18 protein-coding genes are annotated in these 16,826 nt (G+C 69.8%); 9 read left to right on the top strand and 9 right to left on the bottom strand.

Annotation, left to right across the window (positions count from 1 at the left end; all coding sequences use genetic code 11):
• Nucleotides 1-65: 65 nt before the first annotated feature.
• The 3 genes from WFM69_RS02195 to WFM69_RS02185 all read right to left on the bottom strand — a co-directional run bounded on the left by WFM69_RS02195 (nt 66) and on the right by WFM69_RS02185 (nt 2,552).
• Nucleotides 66-1,430, bottom strand: a complete 1,365-nt coding sequence (locus tag WFM69_RS02195; protein WP_442928360.1) for an MFS transporter — start codon at nt 1,428-1,430, stop codon at nt 66-68.
• A 121-nt stretch (nt 1,431-1,551) separates the two neighbouring features.
• Nucleotides 1,552-1,905 (bottom strand): hypothetical protein, encoded by a 354-nt coding sequence (locus WFM69_RS02190; protein ID WP_337001204.1) that lies wholly within the window; start codon nt 1,903-1,905, stop codon nt 1,552-1,554.
• Nucleotides 1,902-2,552 (bottom strand): acyl-CoA synthetase, encoded by a 651-nt coding sequence (locus WFM69_RS02185; protein WP_337001202.1) that lies wholly within the window; start codon nt 2,550-2,552, stop codon nt 1,902-1,904. Before WFM69_RS02185 ends, WFM69_RS02190 begins: the two co-directional genes overlap by 4 nt.
• A 305-nt stretch (nt 2,553-2,857) precedes the next feature.
• Between WFM69_RS02185 and WFM69_RS02180 the strand changes: the two genes are divergently transcribed.
• On the top strand, nt 2,858-3,781 hold the full coding sequence (locus tag WFM69_RS02180) for a hypothetical protein (RefSeq protein WP_337001200.1): 924 nt from the start codon (nt 2,858-2,860) through the stop codon (nt 3,779-3,781).
• Here the strand turns inward: WFM69_RS02180 and WFM69_RS02175 are convergent.
• On the bottom strand, nt 3,769-4,608 hold the full coding sequence (locus tag WFM69_RS02175) for a sulfurtransferase (protein WP_337001198.1): 840 nt from the start codon (nt 4,606-4,608) through the stop codon (nt 3,769-3,771). The genes WFM69_RS02180 and WFM69_RS02175 overlap by 13 nt on opposite strands.
• Nucleotides 4,609-4,725: 117 nt before the next feature.
• Between WFM69_RS02175 and WFM69_RS02170 the strand changes: the two genes are divergently transcribed.
• Complete coding sequence (locus tag WFM69_RS02170) at nt 4,726-5,712, top strand: DMT family transporter (protein WP_337001196.1); 987 nt, start codon at nt 4,726-4,728, stop codon at nt 5,710-5,712.
• On the opposite strand, the gene WFM69_RS02165 is transcribed toward WFM69_RS02170, so the two are convergent.
• Nucleotides 5,702-6,721, bottom strand: a complete 1,020-nt coding sequence (locus WFM69_RS02165; protein ID WP_337001194.1) for a zinc-dependent alcohol dehydrogenase family protein — start codon at nt 6,719-6,721, stop codon at nt 5,702-5,704. The two genes, WFM69_RS02170 and WFM69_RS02165, sit on opposite strands and share 11 nt — an antisense overlap.
• A gap of 128 nt (nt 6,722-6,849) precedes the next feature.
• Here WFM69_RS02165 and WFM69_RS02160 point away from each other — a divergent pair, with 128 nt between their 5' ends.
• The 4 genes from WFM69_RS02160 to WFM69_RS02145 all read left to right on the top strand — a co-directional run bounded on the left by WFM69_RS02160 (nt 6,850) and on the right by WFM69_RS02145 (nt 9,417).
• On the top strand, nt 6,850-7,509 hold the full coding sequence (locus WFM69_RS02160) for a GTP cyclohydrolase II (protein ID WP_337001192.1): 660 nt from the start codon (nt 6,850-6,852) through the stop codon (nt 7,507-7,509).
• Entirely contained in the window at nt 7,506-8,000 is a 495-nt protein-coding gene (locus WFM69_RS02155) for a MarR family winged helix-turn-helix transcriptional regulator (protein ID WP_337001190.1), read from the top strand. The genes WFM69_RS02160 and WFM69_RS02155 overlap by 4 nt, the downstream gene beginning before the upstream one ends.
• 96 nt (nt 8,001-8,096) lie before the next feature.
• Nucleotides 8,097-9,011 (top strand): helix-turn-helix transcriptional regulator, encoded by a 915-nt coding sequence (locus WFM69_RS02150; RefSeq protein WP_337001188.1) that lies wholly within the window; start codon nt 8,097-8,099, stop codon nt 9,009-9,011.
• 67 nt (nt 9,012-9,078) lie between these two features.
• Nucleotides 9,079-9,417: a helix-turn-helix domain-containing protein gene (locus WFM69_RS02145; RefSeq protein ID WP_337001186.1), complete on the top strand. Its 339-nt coding sequence runs from the start codon at nt 9,079-9,081 to the stop codon at nt 9,415-9,417.
• Between the two features lie 159 nt (nt 9,418-9,576).
• Here WFM69_RS02145 and WFM69_RS02140 read toward each other — a convergent pair whose 3' ends face one another.
• The 3 genes from WFM69_RS02140 to WFM69_RS02130 form a co-directional block, all read right to left on the bottom strand.
• Entirely contained in the window at nt 9,577-10,167 is a 591-nt protein-coding gene (locus WFM69_RS02140) for a ClpP family protease (RefSeq protein ID WP_337001184.1), read from the bottom strand.
• The gene (locus WFM69_RS02135; RefSeq protein WP_337001182.1) at nt 10,164-10,778 is read right to left on the bottom strand and encodes a ClpP family protease; all 615 of its coding nucleotides are present in this window, start codon (nt 10,776-10,778) and stop codon (nt 10,164-10,166) included. Before WFM69_RS02135 ends, WFM69_RS02140 begins: the two co-directional genes overlap by 4 nt.
• A 263-nt stretch (nt 10,779-11,041) precedes the next feature.
• A complete protein-coding gene (locus WFM69_RS02130; protein WP_337001180.1) occupies nt 11,042-12,487 on the bottom strand; it encodes a hypothetical protein in 1,446 nt (481 codons plus the stop codon).
• Between the two features lie 215 nt (nt 12,488-12,702).
• On the opposite strand from WFM69_RS02130, the gene WFM69_RS02125 reads away from it, so the two are divergent.
• A complete protein-coding gene (locus WFM69_RS02125) occupies nt 12,703-13,164 on the top strand; it encodes an acyl-CoA thioesterase (protein ID WP_337001178.1) in 462 nt (153 codons plus the stop codon).
• A 28-nt stretch (nt 13,165-13,192) separates the two neighbouring features.
• Here the strand turns inward: WFM69_RS02125 and WFM69_RS02120 are convergent, their stop codons facing one another.
• Nucleotides 13,193-14,440, bottom strand: a complete 1,248-nt coding sequence (locus tag WFM69_RS02120) for a trans-sulfuration enzyme family protein (protein ID WP_337001176.1) — start codon at nt 14,438-14,440, stop codon at nt 13,193-13,195.
• A gap of 112 nt (nt 14,441-14,552) precedes the next feature.
• On the opposite strand from WFM69_RS02120, the gene WFM69_RS02115 reads away from it, so the two are divergent.
• Nucleotides 14,553-15,020, top strand: coding sequence for an Lrp/AsnC family transcriptional regulator (locus WFM69_RS02115; RefSeq protein WP_337001174.1), 468 nt, complete (start codon nt 14,553-14,555; stop codon nt 15,018-15,020).
• A gap of 94 nt (nt 15,021-15,114) precedes the next feature.
• Nucleotides 15,115-16,824: an AMP-binding protein gene (locus tag WFM69_RS02110; RefSeq protein WP_337001171.1), complete on the top strand. Its 1,710-nt coding sequence runs from the start codon at nt 15,115-15,117 to the stop codon at nt 16,822-16,824.
• Nucleotides 16,825-16,826: the final 2 nt, after the last annotated feature.

Below are 16,826 nucleotides of genomic sequence, written 5' to 3'. Positions count from 1 at the left end.
ACCCGTGTGTTTCCAGGATCTGGCACTCACCCGAGCGCATTTCTCCGGAGTTGTGAACGCGACGATCAGCGGCCGAGGTCGCCGGAGCGCTCCTGCACGGCGTCCTTCGGCATGAACGACGCCGCGAGCAGGGTGAGCAGTGCCGTCGCTGCGACGGCGATGAACACTCCGACCGAGGCACGGATGATCGTCTCGGGATCGTCGGGGCCGGAGCCCTGTGCGAGGGCGGCGTTGGAGATCGCACCGAACACGGCCACACCCACCGCGCTGCCGGCCGACCGGGCGAAGGCGTTCATGCCGGTCACCGCGCCGCGCTCACCCCAGCCCACCGACGACTGCGCCGCGATCAGGGTCGGCGCCGCCGTCCAGCCGAGACCGAAACCGAGCAGGAAAGCCACCCCGGCGAGCACGAAGGGGTTCGGCCAGGGCGAGACGACCGCGAGCAGGATCGCCGCCGTCGATGCCACACTCACGCCGATCAGGGTGGTGCGGCGGAAGCCGATGCGCAGATACAGGCGTCCGACGTTGGCCGCGGCGATCGGCCACCCGAGGGTGATGGCTGCGACCGCGAGTCCCGACAGCAGCGGCGCGATCCCGAGCGACCCCTCCAGGTAGGCCGGCGCGAAGCTCGTCACGCCGGTCAGCAGTGCGCCCACCCCCAGCGACACGATGGTGGTGCTGAGGATCAGCGGACGCGTGATCAGGCGCAGATCGACGATAGGCTCCGAGACCCGCCGCTCCACCACGCCGAACACGACCAGTGCGAGCGCCCCGATCCCGAAGCACAGCAGGCTCTGCAGCGACAGCCACTCCCAGGCGTTCCCGCCCTCCAGCATCCCGAGGATGAGCCCCGTGAGACCCACCGTCAGCAGCACCGCGCCGAGGTAGTCGATGCGGTGCTGCGTGGTCTGCTTCTCCTCGCGGTAGCGACGCAGGAGCACCCAGGCCGCGATGAGGCAGAGCGGGATGTTGATCCAGAAGATCCACCGCCACGCGTTCAGCTGCGCGAACAGACCACCCAGCGCCGGCCCGACGACCGACGACACCGCCCAGACGCTGGCGATGTACCCCTGCACCTTGGCCCGCTCGGCGACCGTGTAGATGTCGCCGACGATGGTCATCGCCATCGGCGCGACCGCTCCCGCACCGAGCCCCTGGATCACCCGGAACGCGATCAACGACGGCATGTTCCACGCGAACCCGCAGAGGATCGAACCGAGCAGGAACAGGGCGATGCCGAGGAGGATGATCGGCTTGCGACCGACCGTGTCGGCGAAGCGAGAGTAGATCGGCACGCTCACCGCCTGGGCGAGCAGATACACCGAGAACAGCCACGGGAACTGCTCGTAGCTGCCGAGGTCGCGCACGATGCTCGGCACCGCGGTCGCGAGGATCGTGGCATCGATCGCGATGAGCCCGGTCGAGAGCATCAGTGCCGCGAGCACGGGTCCGCGCGGGGACCGCAGGCCGACGGAGGCGCGATCGATGGGAGTGCTCACCTCAGGCACAAGCCGATCGGAGGCACGATCATTCCGCGCCGCACCCGTCGGATCACGAGGAAGCGGGGCGCTCCGGCTGCTCGCCGTCGGCGTCTTCCTCGGGCTCGGGGTCGTACAGCACCGGGCGATCGATCGTCTTCGTGACATCGGCGGGGTCGACCGCGAGGATCAGCATCGCGAGGATCAGCAGCGTCACGATGAACGCCCCGCCGCCGACCACGAGCCCGAGAGCGATGGGAGTGAGTCCGTCGTAGGTGCCGTTGGCGATCGCGGTGTTCACGCGTGCCGTGAAGGCACCGGTCGAGACCAGGGTCACGACCATGGCGAAGACGCCACAGCCCAGCGCGATGCCCAGCAGGTGCAGCGGCCGCAGGATGTCCCGACGCGTGGGTTTCTCGTCGCTCATCGCTCTCCTCCGTGCTCCGCGGGCGCGGTGCTGTCGTTCGATTCGGAGACCGCGGCGACGGCATCCACCCGCTTCGGCGTGAGACCGGCGATGCCGAGGAACACCGCGACGATCGCCGCATAGCCGCCGAACATCCCGACACCCAGGATGATCCCGGAGAGCACGAACGTGCCGGCCTTGTCGATCGTGTACTCCTGGACGAACCCGGACGGGATCAGCAGCAGCACGACGCCGAGCAGGATGCCCAGCGCTCCGACCGTGATCGCGTCGCGCGACAGGATGTCGGCGCTGCGGCGCGAACGGATGCCGGCGAGCAGCTCGATGCCACCGCTCACGATGGCCCAGCTCGACACGACGATGAAGAACATGTCGTCGGAGCGCCAGGCCGGGATGCCGCTGACCATGCCGGCGACGACACCGACCGCGGCGAGCAGCACCGACGGCCAGCGCGAACCGGCCGGCAGCACCAACCAGGCGGCGAGCACATGCACGAGGGCGGTGACGAAGACGAAACCGCTGAAGACGGACAGTCCGACGGGCGCGGAGTGATCAGACGAGAAGGTGATCATCAGCGCCGCGACGGCGGCGAAGAGCGCGCGCAGCAATTGCACGTGGCGCATGGTGAATGCGCGAGCAGGGGCAGACATGACGGTCCAGAGTCCTCCGGGGTGTTCCTGCCAGTCTACGCGGGGCCGCGAAGGCGATGCGCCGGGAGGGGCACGGCGGGAGGATTCGTGAAGCCCGGCGGATCTCCCCAGATCGATTGCCGGGCTTCACGACATACGCAGCAAGGGGGGCATCACTGCGTCAGGCTGGTCGTTGCAGGTTCGGGCACCCTGCCTGCGTCGACAGCCAAGTGACCCCACATGCCCACCCGGTCCCCTGAGGTACGCGCGTGCGGTCGTATGCTCACTTTAGGGCGGTGCGCTTCACATACCGGAGGGGGGCTGTGATGAGTTACGAAAATGACGAACGCAGATCCGGATCCGATGACTTCGCGGCAGCACTGCGGGACGCGATCAACGCCAAGGACGTGACGCTGTCGTGGCTGCAACGCCAGCTCAAGGCCCGCGGCAACCGCGTCTCCCTCGCCACCCTGAGCTACTGGCGCTCCGGAGCCCGACGCCCGGAAGGTGTGCAGTCGCTCGCCGCACTGGCCGACATCGAAGACCTGCTGAGTCTGGAAGCAGGTGAGCTGACGCGGCGCCTTCGCGCCACGAAGCGCACCGGCCCACTCGGCCCGAACCAGTTCCCCCTCGACGAGGAGGAGCTGGAGCAGTCGGTGATCGAGGCGTTCCGCGCTCTCGGCGCCGTGTACCCCGACACGTCCCGCGAGATCACCACCCACTCCGTGACCGATGTCGGCGCGGACGGCGGCATCGCCCGCAGCATCACTCGCAGCATCCTGCAGTCGACCGTCGGCACGATCACGGCGATCCCGTTCCTGGAGATCAGCCCCGGCATCCGCACGCCCGCCCCGGTGCTCGAGGCCGTCTCGGGGGGACGGATCGCCGCGCGCTACTCCCACCCGAACGGAGAAGTACACGGCGTGCTGTTCGAGCTCGACGTGCCGTTGACCGCACCCGACACCGCGATGGTGGAGTGGTCGGTCGACTATCCGCCCGAGTACCCGCGCACCTACGACACCGGGCATGCGCTCGCGCAGAAGTGCCGTGAACTGCTCGTATGGACGCGCTTCCACCCCGACGCGATCCCCGACTGGTGCGAGGAGCAGGTGTCGACTCCCGACGGCGTCACCATCACCCCCGTGCCTTTGGACAGGGGGACGTCGGTGCACCTCGTACGGCGGGCCTTCGGCCCCGGCGCGCTGGAGCTGCGCTGGGGCTACGGCCCGCGCGAGGATCAGCCCGGCTGATCGCCGGTTGCGACCGGACGACCGGGAGTGTTCGACCACTGGCTCCACGAGCCGGGGAAGACCTTGGCCTCGATACCCACCTCGTGCAGGATCAGCGCCGTGTGCGCGGCCGTGACGCCGGAGCCGCAGTATGCCGCGACCGCCGTGCCCGGCACGACCCCGACCGCGGCGAAGTTCGCCCGCACGGTCTCCGCGTCGAGGATCTTCCCCTCGGCGTCGAGGTGCAGCATGGTCGGCAGGTTGCGCGCACCGGGGATGTGTCCGGCCACCGGGTCGAGCGGCTCGGTCTCGCCGCGGTAGCGCTCCGGCGCGCGCACATCGAGCAGCACGCCCGATGCGGGGAATGCGGCGGCCTCGTCGATCGACAGCGCATCGCGGCCGATCTCCTCGAGCACGACATCGCCGGGCTCGGGGGTCACATCATCGGTCGCGACTTCGTATCCGGCAGCCTTCCACCCGCGGATGCCGCCGGCGAGCACCCGCACTTCGATACCCGCCTGACGCAGCAGCCACCAGGCACGCGCCGCCGCCGTGCCCTTGGCGTCGTCGTAGGCGACGACGGTGTCGCCGGCGCGCACACCCCAGCGGCGGGCGGCGGCCTGCAGCGTCGCGGTCGACGGCAGCGGGTGCCGTCCGTCCGAGGGCTCGCCATGCGTGGCGAGCTCGGTGTCGAGTGATGCGAACACCGCACCGGGGATGTGTCCGGTCAGATAGTCGTCGTGCCCGGCCTCGGGCCGATCCAGCCGCCACCGCACATCGATCACACGTACCGGCGCTCCCTGGTCGAGGAGGTCCTTCAGCTCGGCTGCACTCACGAAATCGCTCATGCTGCGAGGCTACCGATCGGCCAGGAGCGTTCGGCGATCTCCTGTCTTCTCGCGTCACGTTCGACGGAGCATCCGGCCCGTTATGCTCGATCCGGCACTGTCGAGAAAGGGCCAACGATGCCCTCACGTCTGCGCTGGATGCGCTTCCGCCCGCAGGAGGCCGCGCTCATCGCGATCACCGCGGTGTGGGGCGGCACGTTCCTGCTCGTGCACTGGGCGATGGAGCACTCGGGACCCTGGTTCTTCGTCGGCATCCGATTCCTCATCGCCGGACTCATCAGCGTCGTGATCTTCCGGCGCGTGCTGCGCGGCATCCGGTGGCGCGACATCGGCGCCGGCGTCGCGATCGGCGTGATGATCTACCTCGGCTACGGCCTGCAGACGCTCGGCCTGCAGACGATCGACAGCAGCACCTCGGCGTTCATCACCGCGATGTACGTGCCCCTGGTGCCGCTCGCCCAGTGGGCGGTGTTCCGCAAGCGCCCGCCGGCCATGGCGTTCGTCGGGGCAGGCCTGGCATTCGTCGGCCTGCTGTTCATCGCGGGTCCGGATGCCTTCGCGTTGACGCTCGGTGCGGGCGAGATCGCGACCATGATCAGCACGCTGCCGATCGCCGCCGAGATCATCCTGATCAGCCTGTTCGCGGGGAAGATCGACCTCGGACGCATCACCGTCATCCAGCTGCTGACCGCGGGTCTGCTGGGGCTGCTCACGATGCCGGTGGTCGGCGAGGCCGTGCCGGAGTTCTCCTGGGTGTGGGTGGCGTGCGCCGTCGGGCTCGGGGCGGCGAGCTGCCTGATCCAGCTGACGATGAACTGGGCGCAGAAGTCGGTGTCGCCGACGCGCGCGACCATCATCTACGCCGGCGAGCCCGTGTGGGCGGGAGTCATCGGACGCATCGCCGGCGAGCGCCTGCCCGCGACCGCGTTGATCGGCGGGGCGCTCGTGGTGCTCGGGATCCTCGCGAGCGAATTGAAGTTCGTGCGGCGTCGTCGCTCGTCGTCGGCACCGCTTCCGGCGGAGAACCCCGTGTCGGGCGGAGACCCTCGCGCAGATTCTCCGCCCGAGGCGGAGGTCTCCGCCCGACCCGACGTCACACCGTGAGCAGCACCTTGGTGGCGCGACGCTCATCCATCGCCCGGTAGCCCTCGGCGGCGTCCTCGAGCGGAAGCGTCAGGTCGAAGACCTTGCCCGGATCGATCTTGCGGTCCCAGATGAGCTGGATCAGCTCGGGGAGGAAACGGCGCACCGGAGCAGGACCGCCGTGCAGGTGCACCCCGGAGTAGAAGAGCTCCTCGCCGGGAAGCGCCACATCGTGCGAGACACCGACATAGCCCACGTGACCGCCGGGACGGGTGGAGCGGATCGCCTGCATCATCGACTCCTGCGTGCCGACCGCCTCGATCACGGAATGCGCGCCGAGACCGTTCGTGAGCTCCTTGATGCGGGCGACTCCGGCATCCCCGCGCTCTTCGACGATGTCGGTGGCACCGAACTCGCGGGCGAGCGCCTGGCGATCGGCGTGCCTGCTCATCGCGATGATGCGCTCGGCTCCGAGCTCACGAGCCGCGAGGATGCCGAGCAGCCCGACCGCCCCGTCGCCGACCACCGCAACCGTCTTGCCGGGACCGACCTCGGCGGCGACCGCCGCGAACCAGCCCGTGCCGAGCACATCGGATGCCGCGAGCAGCGACGGGACCAGATCGGCGTCCGGCTGACCCGGAGTGACGACCAGGGTGCCGTCGGCGTGCGGGACGAGCGAGTACTCGGCCTGCGTGCCGAAGCGCCCCATCGGGACGACGTGCACGCAGCGGGACTGATACCCCGCCTGGCAGATCTCGCACGTGTTGTCCGAGGCCATGAACGAGCCGACCACGAAGTCGCCGACCTTCAGGGTCTTCACCTCGGCGCCGATCTCCTCGACCACGCCGACGTACTCGTGTCCCATCGGCGCATGGTCGACGTGGTTGGCGCCGCGGTAGGGCCACAGGTCGGAGCCGCAGATGCAGGTCGCGGCGATCCGGATGACGGCATCGGTCGGCCGCGTGATCGTGGGCTTCTCGCGCTCCTCGACCCTGACGTCGCCGGGGGCGTACATGACTACTCCGCGCATTCGGATGCTCCTTCTGGTCGTGTGTGTCCAGTCAACGCTGTTTCCCTCCACGATGGGAGGCACTGACGGAACCCCTCCGAGATCTGCGCATCCGGGAATACCCCGGCGGAGCGCGCGTTGCACCCGACATGATTGAAACTTCAACCGTCGCTCCGGTCGCCACGGAACGCACCCGCGTCCGTGTACCGCTGCGCTTCGGCGACGGGTTCTCCACGACCGCCGACGTGGTCACCTTCGACGGCCTGATCGACGGCCGCGAGCACCTGCTGCTCGGGCTCGGCGACTGGCGCGCCGCCCTCGAACGCGCGGTCGACGGCGGAGACGCACCTCTGGTCCGCCCGCACAGCGAGTGCCTCACCGGCGACGTGTTCGGCTCGGAGCGCTGCGACTGCGGCCCCCAGCTGCGCGAAGCCGTCGAGCGCATCGCCGCCGAGGGCGGCTTCCTGCTCTACCTGCGCCAGGAAGGGCGCGGCATCGGCCTCTACGCCAAACTCGACGCCTACGCGTTGCAGGACGCCGGACTCGATACGTACGAGGCGAACGTGGCCCTCGGTCACGGCGAGGACGAGCGCGACTACACGGTCGCCGCGCAGATGCTGAACGCACTCGGCGTCGACGGCATCCGGCTGTTGAGCAACAACCCCGACAAGGCCGTGCAGCTCGAGGCCCTCGGCATCCGCGTCACCGAGCGGGTGCGCACCGAGGTGCACCTGTCCGAGGCGAACACCCGCTACCTGCAGGCCAAGCGGGACCACACGGCGCACACGCTCGACCTGTCGGCGGCGTGACACTCCAGGAGGGCATCATGGCGGCGGAGCAGCAGCATCCGCGTCGACTCGACGACACCGAGATGGAGACCTGGCTCCCCGTCATCCGGTTCGTGCAGCTGCTCCCCCAGGTGCTCGATCGCACGCTGAAGGAGGAGGTCGGCCTCAACCACGCCCGGTACGCGATCCTGATCACACTCGCGGGACAGGATGCGGGCAGCGTGACGATGACCGAGCTCGCCCGCATCGCCGGCCTCAGCCGCTCGCGCCTGAGCCACGCGCTGGACTCGCTGGAGGAGAGGGGCTGGGTGGAGCGCACCTCGTGCAGCACCGACAAGCGCACGCTCTCCGCCACGCTCACACCAGCCGGGCGGGAGATGCTGCGCACCGCCGCGCCCGTGCACGTCGAGCAGGTGCGCGAGCTCGTGCTCGACCCGCTCAGCGCCGAGGAGCGCGCCCAGCTCGGTGCGATCCTCGGCAAACTCCTCCCCGGAGTGACCGCAGCCCTGTAGAACCCGGCGGGTTCGAGGGAGGCCCTGCCACCACCCCTTTCTGCCTGGTACGACCAGTACCTCCCTTCCCCCGCGTCGACGGCGTAGCGTCGGGGCATGGACACCCGCAGCGAGGTGCGTGAATTCCTCTCCACGAGACGCGCACGCATCACCCCCGATCAAGCCGGTCTGCCCGCGTTCGGCGGCAACCGCCGTGTGCCGGGGCTCCGGCGCGAGGAGGTGTCGCTGCTCGCCGGCGTCAGTGTCGACTACTACACGCGGCTCGAACGCGGCGACCTGTCCGGCGCATCGGAGAGCGTGCTCGACGCCCTCGCCCGTGCGCTGCAGCTCGACGAGGCCGAGACCGCGCACCTGTTCGACCTGGCCCGCGCCGCGAACACCTCGCCCCTGGCAAGTCAGCCGCGCAAGAAGGCGGAGGTGCTGCGGCCCAGCATCCTGCGGCTGCTCGATGCGATGACCGAAGCACCGGCTGTGTTGCGCAACAGCTACTTCGACTACCTCGCCGGCAACGCACTCGGGCGTGCGCTGTATGCCCCGGTGTTCGCCGAGCCGGCACCGAACAGCGCGCGCTTCGCGTTCCTCAACCCCGCCGCGCAGTCGTTCTATCCGGAGTGGGATCGCAACACGCAGGAGCTCGTCGCGGCGATGCGCGGCGAGGCCGGACGCAACCCGTTCGATCGTCGGCTCACCGATCTGGTCGGCGAGCTCTCGACCCGCAGCGAGCGCTTCCGCACCCTGTGGGCCGCGCACAACGTGCGGTACCACCGCTCGGGCGTGAAGAGGATCGACCACCCCGTCGTCGGCGAGATGGAGCTGACGTACGAGGCGTTCGCCCTGCCCGCCGACCCCGGGCTGCACCTGTCGACGTACACGGCCGAGCCGGGCACGGCTTCGGCCGACAAACTGAAGATGCTCGCCAGTTGGGCGGCGACGGATGCCGCGACATCCACCTCGCCTGCGGCCGCAGCTGGACCGTCCGTCGAGTCGACGCCCGGTCGCGCCGAGGCCTGACCGCGTCCCGGTTCTGCTCTGAGCAGAACTGCTCGGCCACCTCGGAAGACGCGGATTATCGTGAGGCATGGCCGACATCGTCCCGTTCCCGCGCGCACCCCGCACCGACCGCCCGCACCTCAACGACCCCGAGCCGCTGTGGCGGCATCTGCTCGGCGATCAGCTGCGTCGCCGTCGCCACGACCGCGAGGAGACGCTGACTGAGACCGCGGAGAAGGCCGGCGTCTCACCGCAGTACCTCTCGGAGGTGGAACGCGGTCGCAAGGAGCCGTCGAGCGAGATGATCGCGGCGATCGCGGGCGCTCTCGACACGAGCCTGATCGAGCTGACCAGCGCCGTGGCCGAAGAGCTGCGGTCGACTGCGGCACCGGCATCCGCCGCCGGCGCGTTCGCCCTCGCCGCCTGAGGCTCGCCCGTGCCGTGCCGTGCCCGCGACCGGCCCACACGTGCGTGCCGAATGTCGGGAGAGTGCACGGATGTCGGGAGCAGGGACGGGCGTCTTCCCGACATCCGTCCGTTCTCCCGACATCCGCACGGATCGAGTCCGGCGCGGCAACCGGAACCGTCAGGCGCGTGATCCGAGCACGGTGTCGATCAGCCCGTAGTCGAGCGCGGCGGAGGCGGTGAACACCCGATCGCGGTCGGTGTCGGCGCGCAGCTCGGCCACCGTGCGGCCGCTGTGCCTGGCGAGGATCTCCTCCATGTCCGACCGCACCCGCACCACCTCGTCGGCCGCGAGGATCAGATCGGGGATCGCACCGCGCGACTGACCCGCGGGCTGATGCAGCACGATGCGCGCGTGGGCGAGCGCCGCCCGCTCCCCCGCAGAACCGGCCGCCACGAGCAGTGCGGCGGGACCGATCGCCTGCCCCACGCACGTCGTCGCGATGCGGGGTCGGATGTGCTGCATCGTGTCGTAGATCGCCAGGGCCGCGCCCGGATCCCCGCCCTCGCTGTTGATGTAGAACTGGATTCCCGACTCCGGGCTGTCCGCATCGAGGTGCAGCAGTTGCGCGATCAGCGCGTTCGCGACGCCCGCATCGATGCCGGTGCCGAGGTAGATGACGCGCTCCGCGAGCAGGTGCGAGTAGACGTCCATGATCCGCTCCCCGCGAGGATGCTGCGCGATAACGTTCGGGATCGTGTAGCCGCTCATGCGTCCACCCCCAGCCCGACGCGGGCGCGGCGGCGCGGCATCACTTCGGCGAAGGAGCTGACGATCGCATCGATGAAGCCGTACTCCTGCGCCTGGGTGGCGGTGTACCAGCGGTCGTGGAGGGAGTCCTCGAAGATGCGTGTGAGGGGCTGGCCCGTGTCGTCGGCGATGAGTCCGAGCACCGTGTCGCGCGTGTGCCGCAGGTCGTCGGCCTGCGTCTCGATCTCTCCTGCGGAGCCGCCGATGCCCGCGGACCCCTGATGCATGAGGATGCGCGCGTGTGGAAGGGCCCTGCGCTTGCCCGGGGTGCCTGCGGAGAGCAGGAACTGTCCTGCGCTGCAGGCGAGTCCGAGCGCCAGCGTGGCGACGTCGTTGGGGATGAGCCGCATGATGTCGCGGATCGCGAGCATCGACGGCACGGATCCGCCCGGCGAGTGGATCCAGAGGGCGATATCGGCCACGGGATCCTCGGCCGACAGCGCGAGCAGCTGCGTCATCAGCAGAGTGCCGTTGTCGTCATCGAGAGCGCCGTCGAGCACGAGCACCCGCTCGTGGAACAGCGCGCGTCGGGCCTCGGGGCCGAACTGCGGGATGGGGTTGTCTTCGCTCATGCCCCCAGCATCCGCCGCCGCCGTCGGGGCCGGAGCGGATTCTGCTCCGCGCAGATCTGCTCCCGGCAGAGCCACGCATCGCCCGCTCGCGCATCGCCCATCGCCACCCCCGCGCATCGCCAGCCGCACCTCCGACCCGGCCCGTTGTGCGCGAGCCACCTCCTTTCGAACGGGCGGAAGGGGGTGGCTCGCGCGGAAGGGGGTGGCTCGGCGCCAGGGGCGGCGGGGCGGAACGGGTGGGGTGGGTGGGAGGGGTGCTTGCGTCAGGCGGCGAGGGCCAGCGCGCGGCGGTGGCTGACGCGGTGGCCGATCCAGAAGCCGATCGCGATCAGCCCGGCCAGCGCGATCCCGAGGATCCACGGTGTGATCGACGGCGCGGCTCCCGCCGTCGCCGTGGCGAGAGTGCCGGACCCGTCGGCGATCAGTCCGTTGCCCGCGGCGAGATCGGCCGCTCCGGCCTCGAGCTTGTCGCCGCCTTCGGCCAGAGCACCCGAGCCGTCGGCCAACGTGTCGGCGCCCGCGGAGAGCGCGTCCATCCCGACGTTGAGCTCACTCGCGCCCGTCTGCAGCGTGCCGATACCGGTGGCGAGCGTGGTCGCACCGTCGTTCACACGCGTCGCGCCCGCGTCGAGCTTCGCCGTGCCGGCGGAGAGGGAAGATGCCCCGGTCGAGAGTGCCTGCAGTCCCGCGGCGAGGCTCGTCGCACCAGCCGTGAGCTGAGAGGTGCCGGACTGGAGTGTCTGTGCGCCGGCCACGAGCGCGGGTGCGCCTTGCGGAGAGACCAGCGCCGCCGTTCCCGGCCAGACGCGGTTCGGATCGCCGTTGACCGCGGGGTCGCCGTTGATGAGGCGGTTGACACCGGCCGTGACGTTCGCCGAGCCACCCGCGGCGGCGACCATGCCCTGAGCAAGGGCCGGGGCGGCGGCGGCCGGCGCTGCCATCGCGTCGACGGCCTGATCGACACCCGCGGCGAGCTGCGCGAGCTGCTGCAGCTGCGCGTTGTTCGAATCGGCTGCGGCCATCGCCACGAGCGCATCGGCGAGCTGCTGCGAGGCACCCGGCGCAGAGGCGGCGACGCCCGTCAGCGCGGTCGCGGTCGCGGGTTGCGCCAGCGTCTGCACGGAGGGAGAGATGCTCGCGCTCAAGGCCGTGCTCAGTTTCGTCGCGCCGTCGAGGACGCCGTTCGCGTAGGCATGCGCGCCGGCCACGCCGGTGGCGAGCGTGGTGGCCCCGGCGACGAGGCGTCCCGCACCCGCGTCCGCCTCGGCGAGCTTCGTCGCGAGCGTCTGCGCCCCGCTGAGCGCGGTCTGCGCGCCGCCGTTCAGCTTCGCGGCACCGGCGTTCGCGGTGGAGGCACCGACGGCGAGGTCGCCCGCCCCTTCGGCCAGGCTCGTCGCTCCGGCTGCGGCGGTCGTGGCACCGTCGCTCAGCTTCTGTGAACCCGCCTGAGCAGAGGCGACGCCCGTCGCGAGCTCCTCGGACCCGTCGGCGAGCTGGGACGCGCCGGTGGAGAGATCTGCGGCGCCCGCGGCGAGGTCTGCCGACCCGTCTTTCGCCGACGTGGTTCCGTCGGCGAGGTCGGACGCACCGGAGGCGATCTTGCTCGTCGTCACGAAGAAGAGGATCACCATGGCGGCCAGCAGCAGGCTGAGCACGATCACGGCGATGCGCATGCCGGTTCCGTGGGCGTGGGGTTTTGCACTCGTCATTGAGGACTCCCGGGGGTCAGTGGCGTCGTTGCCACCGGCGACTGTATGGGCTGGCCGGACGCGGACCTTCGGATTTGCCGATCGAAACCAAGTCTCAACGCATGCGGGACTCAGTTTCTTGTGGTGAGTGCACAAACGTCCGCCCATGTGGCGTGTCCCGTCCACGAAAACGGCCCGTAACATCGCGGACTCACAGCCCGCCTAGCCTCGGGCTCATGGCGAAGCAGAAGACACCGGCCTGGTCCGAAGACGGCCTCACGTTCCGCACCCGCAAGTGGGTGCGCCCGGAGGATCTCAACGCCAACGGCTCACTGTTCGGAGGGAGCCTGTTGAAGTGGATCGACGAAGAGGCCGCGATCTACGCGATCGTGCAGCTGGGCAACTACCGCGCCGTCACCAAGCACATCTCCGAGATCACCTTCGAGGCGTCGGCCGTGCAGGGCGACCTGGTCGAGCTCGGCCTGCAGGCCACGCACTTCGGCACGACCTCACTGACCATGCGCGCGGTCGCCCGCAACATGATCACGCGCAAGCGCATCCTGACCATCGAGAAGATCGTGTTCGTGAGCCTGGACGAGGCGGGAATGCCCACCCCGCACGGCTACGACCGGATCACCTACGACCGCGACCGCATGCCCACAGCGCGCCTCGCCACAGGCACGATCCGCCTCCCCTGATCCCCTCACCCGACGCCGAGCGGCCCCCTTATGCCCGAACGCCCCCCTCGTGTGCGTCGTGCAGGGGGGTGGCTCGAGCGGAGAGGGGTGGTTCGGCGGAGGAGGGGATCACTGCAAAAGCACGGGAGAGGTCGGCGATCAGGTCGTCGACATCCTCCAGGCCGATCGACAGCCGCAGCACGTCGGCGGCAGGGCGCGCCTCGGGCGGAACGGGCCGATGCGTCAGCGCCGCCGGATGCTGGATCAGCGAGTCGACACCACCGAGCGACACCGCGTGGGTGAACAGCGTCGTCGCCGTCGTCACCGCGGATGCCGCAGCGAATCCACCGCGCATCCGCATCGCGATCATCGCCCCGGTGCCGCGCATCTGCCGCTCCAGGATGCCGCGGGGATCACCATCCAGTCCCGGATAGAAGACCTCGGCGACCTCGGGTCGATCGATCAGCCACTGCACCACCCGTCGCGCGCTCTCCTGCTGGTGCCGCACACGCACCGGCAGGGTCGTGAGTCCGCGGTGCAGCAGATATGCCCCGAGCGGATGCAGGAGCCCCCCGGTCACCGCCCGCACGCGGCGAAGCGCCTCCGCGGTCTCTTCCTTGCACGCGACGACGCCGGCGATCACATCGCCGTGGCCGCCGAGGTATTTGGTGGCGCTGTGCAGCGACATCGCCGCCCCCAGATCGATGGGGTTCTGCAGCACCGGGGTCGCGAACGTGTTGTCGACGACCACGGGAACAGCACCGGCCTGACGCACCACATCGGCGATGTCGGCGATGTCGAGCGTCGGGTTCGCCGGGGTCTCCACCACTACGAGGCCGGTGTCGGGCCGGATACTCGACGCCACCTCGTCGGGGTGGCAGTAGGTGGTCTCGACGCCCAGTAGCCCGGAGCCGAGCAGATGATCGGTGCCGCCATAGAGCGGACGCACCGCGACCACGTGGCGCGAGCCGGTGGCACCGGTGTGCGCGAGGATCACGGCGGTCATCGCGGCCATGCCGGAGGCGAACGCGACGGACGCCTCGGCGTGCTCGAGCTCGGCGAGCGCCTCTTCGAAGCGGGCGACGGTCGGGTTCCACAGTCGCGCGTAGACCATGCTCCCGTCTGCCGGCGGACGCCCACCCGTCGCCATCGCCTCGTACGAGTCACCTCCGCGCTCGATGTCGGGCAGCGGGTTCGTCGTCGACAGGTCGATCGGCAGTGCGTGCACCCCGAGGCCTTCGAGATCCGAGCGTCCACTGTGGACGGCGACGGTGTCGGGATGCAGCGGTGCAGTCATCCCTCCACGTTGCCGGAATCACGATGATTGTGCAGGAACTCGACAGAAGACGCCAGAGAATAAACCCAGAACGCTATTCTGTGCAGCATCCGGCGTCCGAAGGAGTTCCCCGTTGGCGAAAGCACAACTCGACGAGACCGATCTCGAGCTACTCGCGATCCTCACCCGCGACGCCGAGATCACCAACAAGGCGCTGGCTCATCGGCTGGGCCTCGCGGAGTCGACCTGTGCGCACCGCGTGCGAGCCCTTCGCGAGCGCGGCGTGATCCGCGACACCCGCATCCGCGTCGACGGCGCCGCGCTCGGCTTCCCGCTGCAGGCGATCATCAAGGTGCGGCTGGCCAATCACACCGGCGCCAAGGTGACGGCGCTGTTCGACGCGCTCGCGAGCATCCCCCGCGCACTGCAGGTGTTCCACGTCGCCGGCGTCGACGACTTCCTCGTGCATGTGGCGGTGGAGGACGCGACCGCTCTCCGCGACATCGTGCTCGAGCACATCACCATCCACCCGGTCGTGCGCGGCACCGAGACGCAGCTGGTGTTCGAACTGCGCGACGGCCCTGGGGTGCTGCCGGGCTGAACTGCCCCATTCCGGGATCAGAAGCGCCCCTAGTGACCACGATCCGGGCGCGATTCTGATCCCAACACCGTGCCGGGTGCGGGAGGATGGGACGATGAGCCGCAGCGCCACCGCCGCCACGCACACCATCCGCGAGATGCGCGACTTCCTCTTCGCGAACGCGACCGACTACGAGGCGGCGCGTGCCGGGTTCGCCTGGCCCGAGGTCGGAGAGTTCAACTTCGCGCTCGAGTGGTTCGACGTCGTCGCCGGCGAACGGCCCGACCGGCCCGCGGTGCAGATCGTCGAAGCCGACCTGAGCCTGCGCTCCTGGACCTACGGGGAGCTCGCGGCGCGATCCGACCAGGTGGCCGCCTGGCTCACCGGCCTCGGCATCCGCCGCGGCGACCACGTGATCGTGATGCTCAACAACACGATCGAACTGTGGGAGGTGATGCTGGCGATCACCAAGATCGGCGCCGTGTCGATCCCGACCTCGACCCTGCTCTCAGCATCCGACCTGTCCTACCGCGTCGACCACGGCCGCGCCCGTGCGGTCGTCACGCTCGGTGTGCTCGCCGACCGGCTCGACGGCATCGACCCCGACATCCTGCGCATCGGCGTGGGCGACGGCATCCCGTCCGACTGGGGGCGCTTCGACGACTCCGCGTCGGCCCCGACGGGATTCGAGCCCGACGGCCCGACACCCGCGTCCGACACCGCACTGCTCTACTTCACCTCGGGCACCACCAACCGGCCCAAGCTCGTGCAGCACACGCACGTCTCCTACCCCGTCGGGCATCTGTCGACCATGTGGTGGCTGGGTGTGCGCCCCGACGACGTGCATCTCAACATCTCGTCCCCCGGCTGGGCGAAGCATGCGTGGTCGAGCTTCTACTCGCCGTTCCTGGCCGAGGCGACCGTGTTCGTCTACAACTACGCTCGCTTCGACGCGAACACCCTCATGCAGGTCATGGACACCCACCACGTGTCGACGTTCTGCGCTCCGCCGACCGTCTGGCGGATGCTCATCCAGGCCGACCTCGCCCGGCTCACCCACCCGCCGCGCGAGCTGGTCGGCGCAGGCGAGCCGCTCAACCCCGAGGTCATCGACCGGGTGCGCGACGCCTGGGGCGGCACCATCCGCGACGGCTTCGGACAGACCGAGATGACCGCGTGCATCGGCAACTCCCCCGGTCAGACCGTCAAGGTCGGATCGATGGGACGCCCGCTGCCCGGATACCCGGTCGTGCTCCTCGACCCGGTCACCGGCGCGGTGGTGGACGGCGAGGGCGAGATCGCGCTCGACCTGTCGCACCCGCCGCTCGGGCTCATGGCCGGGTACTACGACGACCCCGAGAAGACCGCGGAGTCACGCACCGGTGGCTACCACCACACCGGCGACATCGCCGTGCGCGACGACGACGGATACCTCACCTACGTCGGACGCTCCGACGACGTGTTCAAGGCCTCCGACTACAAGATCTCGCCGTTCGAGCTGGAGTCGGTGCTGCTGGAGCACGACCTCGTGATCGAGGCCGCCGTGATCCCGAGCCCCGACCCGACGCGGCTCGCGGTGCCGAAGGCGTACGTGTGCCTGACCCCGGATGCCACGGCCGCGGAGGCCGACGCCGCGCGGGCGATCTTCACCTACGCGCACGAGCGGCTGTCGTCGCACCTCTGGGTGCGGATCATCGAGTTCGTGCCGGAGCTGCCCAAGACGATCTCGGGCAAGATCCGCCGCGTCGAACTGCGGGCGCGCGAGGCCGCACGGGTGGAGTCCGGCGACGAGACCGGGCAGCACCGCGACCGCGACTACCGCTGAGC

This window comes from Microbacterium sp. LB12, from assembly GCF_037150835.1.
Classification (GTDB): Bacteria; Actinomycetota; Actinomycetes; order Actinomycetales; family Microbacteriaceae; genus Microbacterium.
This window is presented reverse-complemented; position numbering and strand designations above follow the sequence as displayed.

Coding starts and splice junctions, on each gene's coding strand:
- WFM69_RS02165 (WP_337001194.1), bottom strand. CDS start 6,721: ATGCGCGGAGTAGTCATGTACGCCCCCGGCGACGTCAGGGTCGAGGAG.
- WFM69_RS02110 (WP_337001171.1), top strand. CDS start 15,115: ATGAGCCGCAGCGCCACCGCCGCCACGCACACCATCCGCGAGATGCGC.
- WFM69_RS02130 (WP_337001180.1), bottom strand. CDS start 12,487: ATGACGAGTGCAAAACCCCACGCCCACGGAACCGGCATGCGCATCGCC.
- WFM69_RS02135 (WP_337001182.1), bottom strand. CDS start 10,778: ATGAGCGAAGACAACCCCATCCCGCAGTTCGGCCCCGAGGCCCGACGC.
- WFM69_RS02190 (WP_337001204.1), bottom strand. CDS start 1,905: ATGAGCGACGAGAAACCCACGCGTCGGGACATCCTGCGGCCGCTGCAC.
- WFM69_RS02120 (WP_337001176.1), bottom strand. CDS start 14,440: ATGACTGCACCGCTGCATCCCGACACCGTCGCCGTCCACAGTGGACGC.
- WFM69_RS02125 (WP_337001178.1), top strand. CDS start 12,703: ATGGCGAAGCAGAAGACACCGGCCTGGTCCGAAGACGGCCTCACGTTC.
- WFM69_RS02170 (WP_337001196.1), top strand. CDS start 4,726: ATGCCCTCACGTCTGCGCTGGATGCGCTTCCGCCCGCAGGAGGCCGCG.
- WFM69_RS02145 (WP_337001186.1), top strand. CDS start 9,079: ATGGCCGACATCGTCCCGTTCCCGCGCGCACCCCGCACCGACCGCCCG.
- WFM69_RS02195 (WP_442928360.1), bottom strand. CDS start 1,430: ATGCTCTCGACCGGGCTCATCGCGATCGATGCCACGATCCTCGCGACC.
- WFM69_RS02180 (WP_337001200.1), top strand. CDS start 2,858: ATGAGTTACGAAAATGACGAACGCAGATCCGGATCCGATGACTTCGCG.
- WFM69_RS02160 (WP_337001192.1), top strand. CDS start 6,850: ATGATTGAAACTTCAACCGTCGCTCCGGTCGCCACGGAACGCACCCGC.
- WFM69_RS02140 (WP_337001184.1), bottom strand. CDS start 10,167: ATGAGCGGCTACACGATCCCGAACGTTATCGCGCAGCATCCTCGCGGG.
- WFM69_RS02175 (WP_337001198.1), bottom strand. CDS start 4,608: ATGAGCGATTTCGTGAGTGCAGCCGAGCTGAAGGACCTCCTCGACCAG.
- WFM69_RS02185 (WP_337001202.1), bottom strand. CDS start 2,552: ATGTCTGCCCCTGCTCGCGCATTCACCATGCGCCACGTGCAATTGCTG.
- WFM69_RS02150 (WP_337001188.1), top strand. CDS start 8,097: ATGGACACCCGCAGCGAGGTGCGTGAATTCCTCTCCACGAGACGCGCA.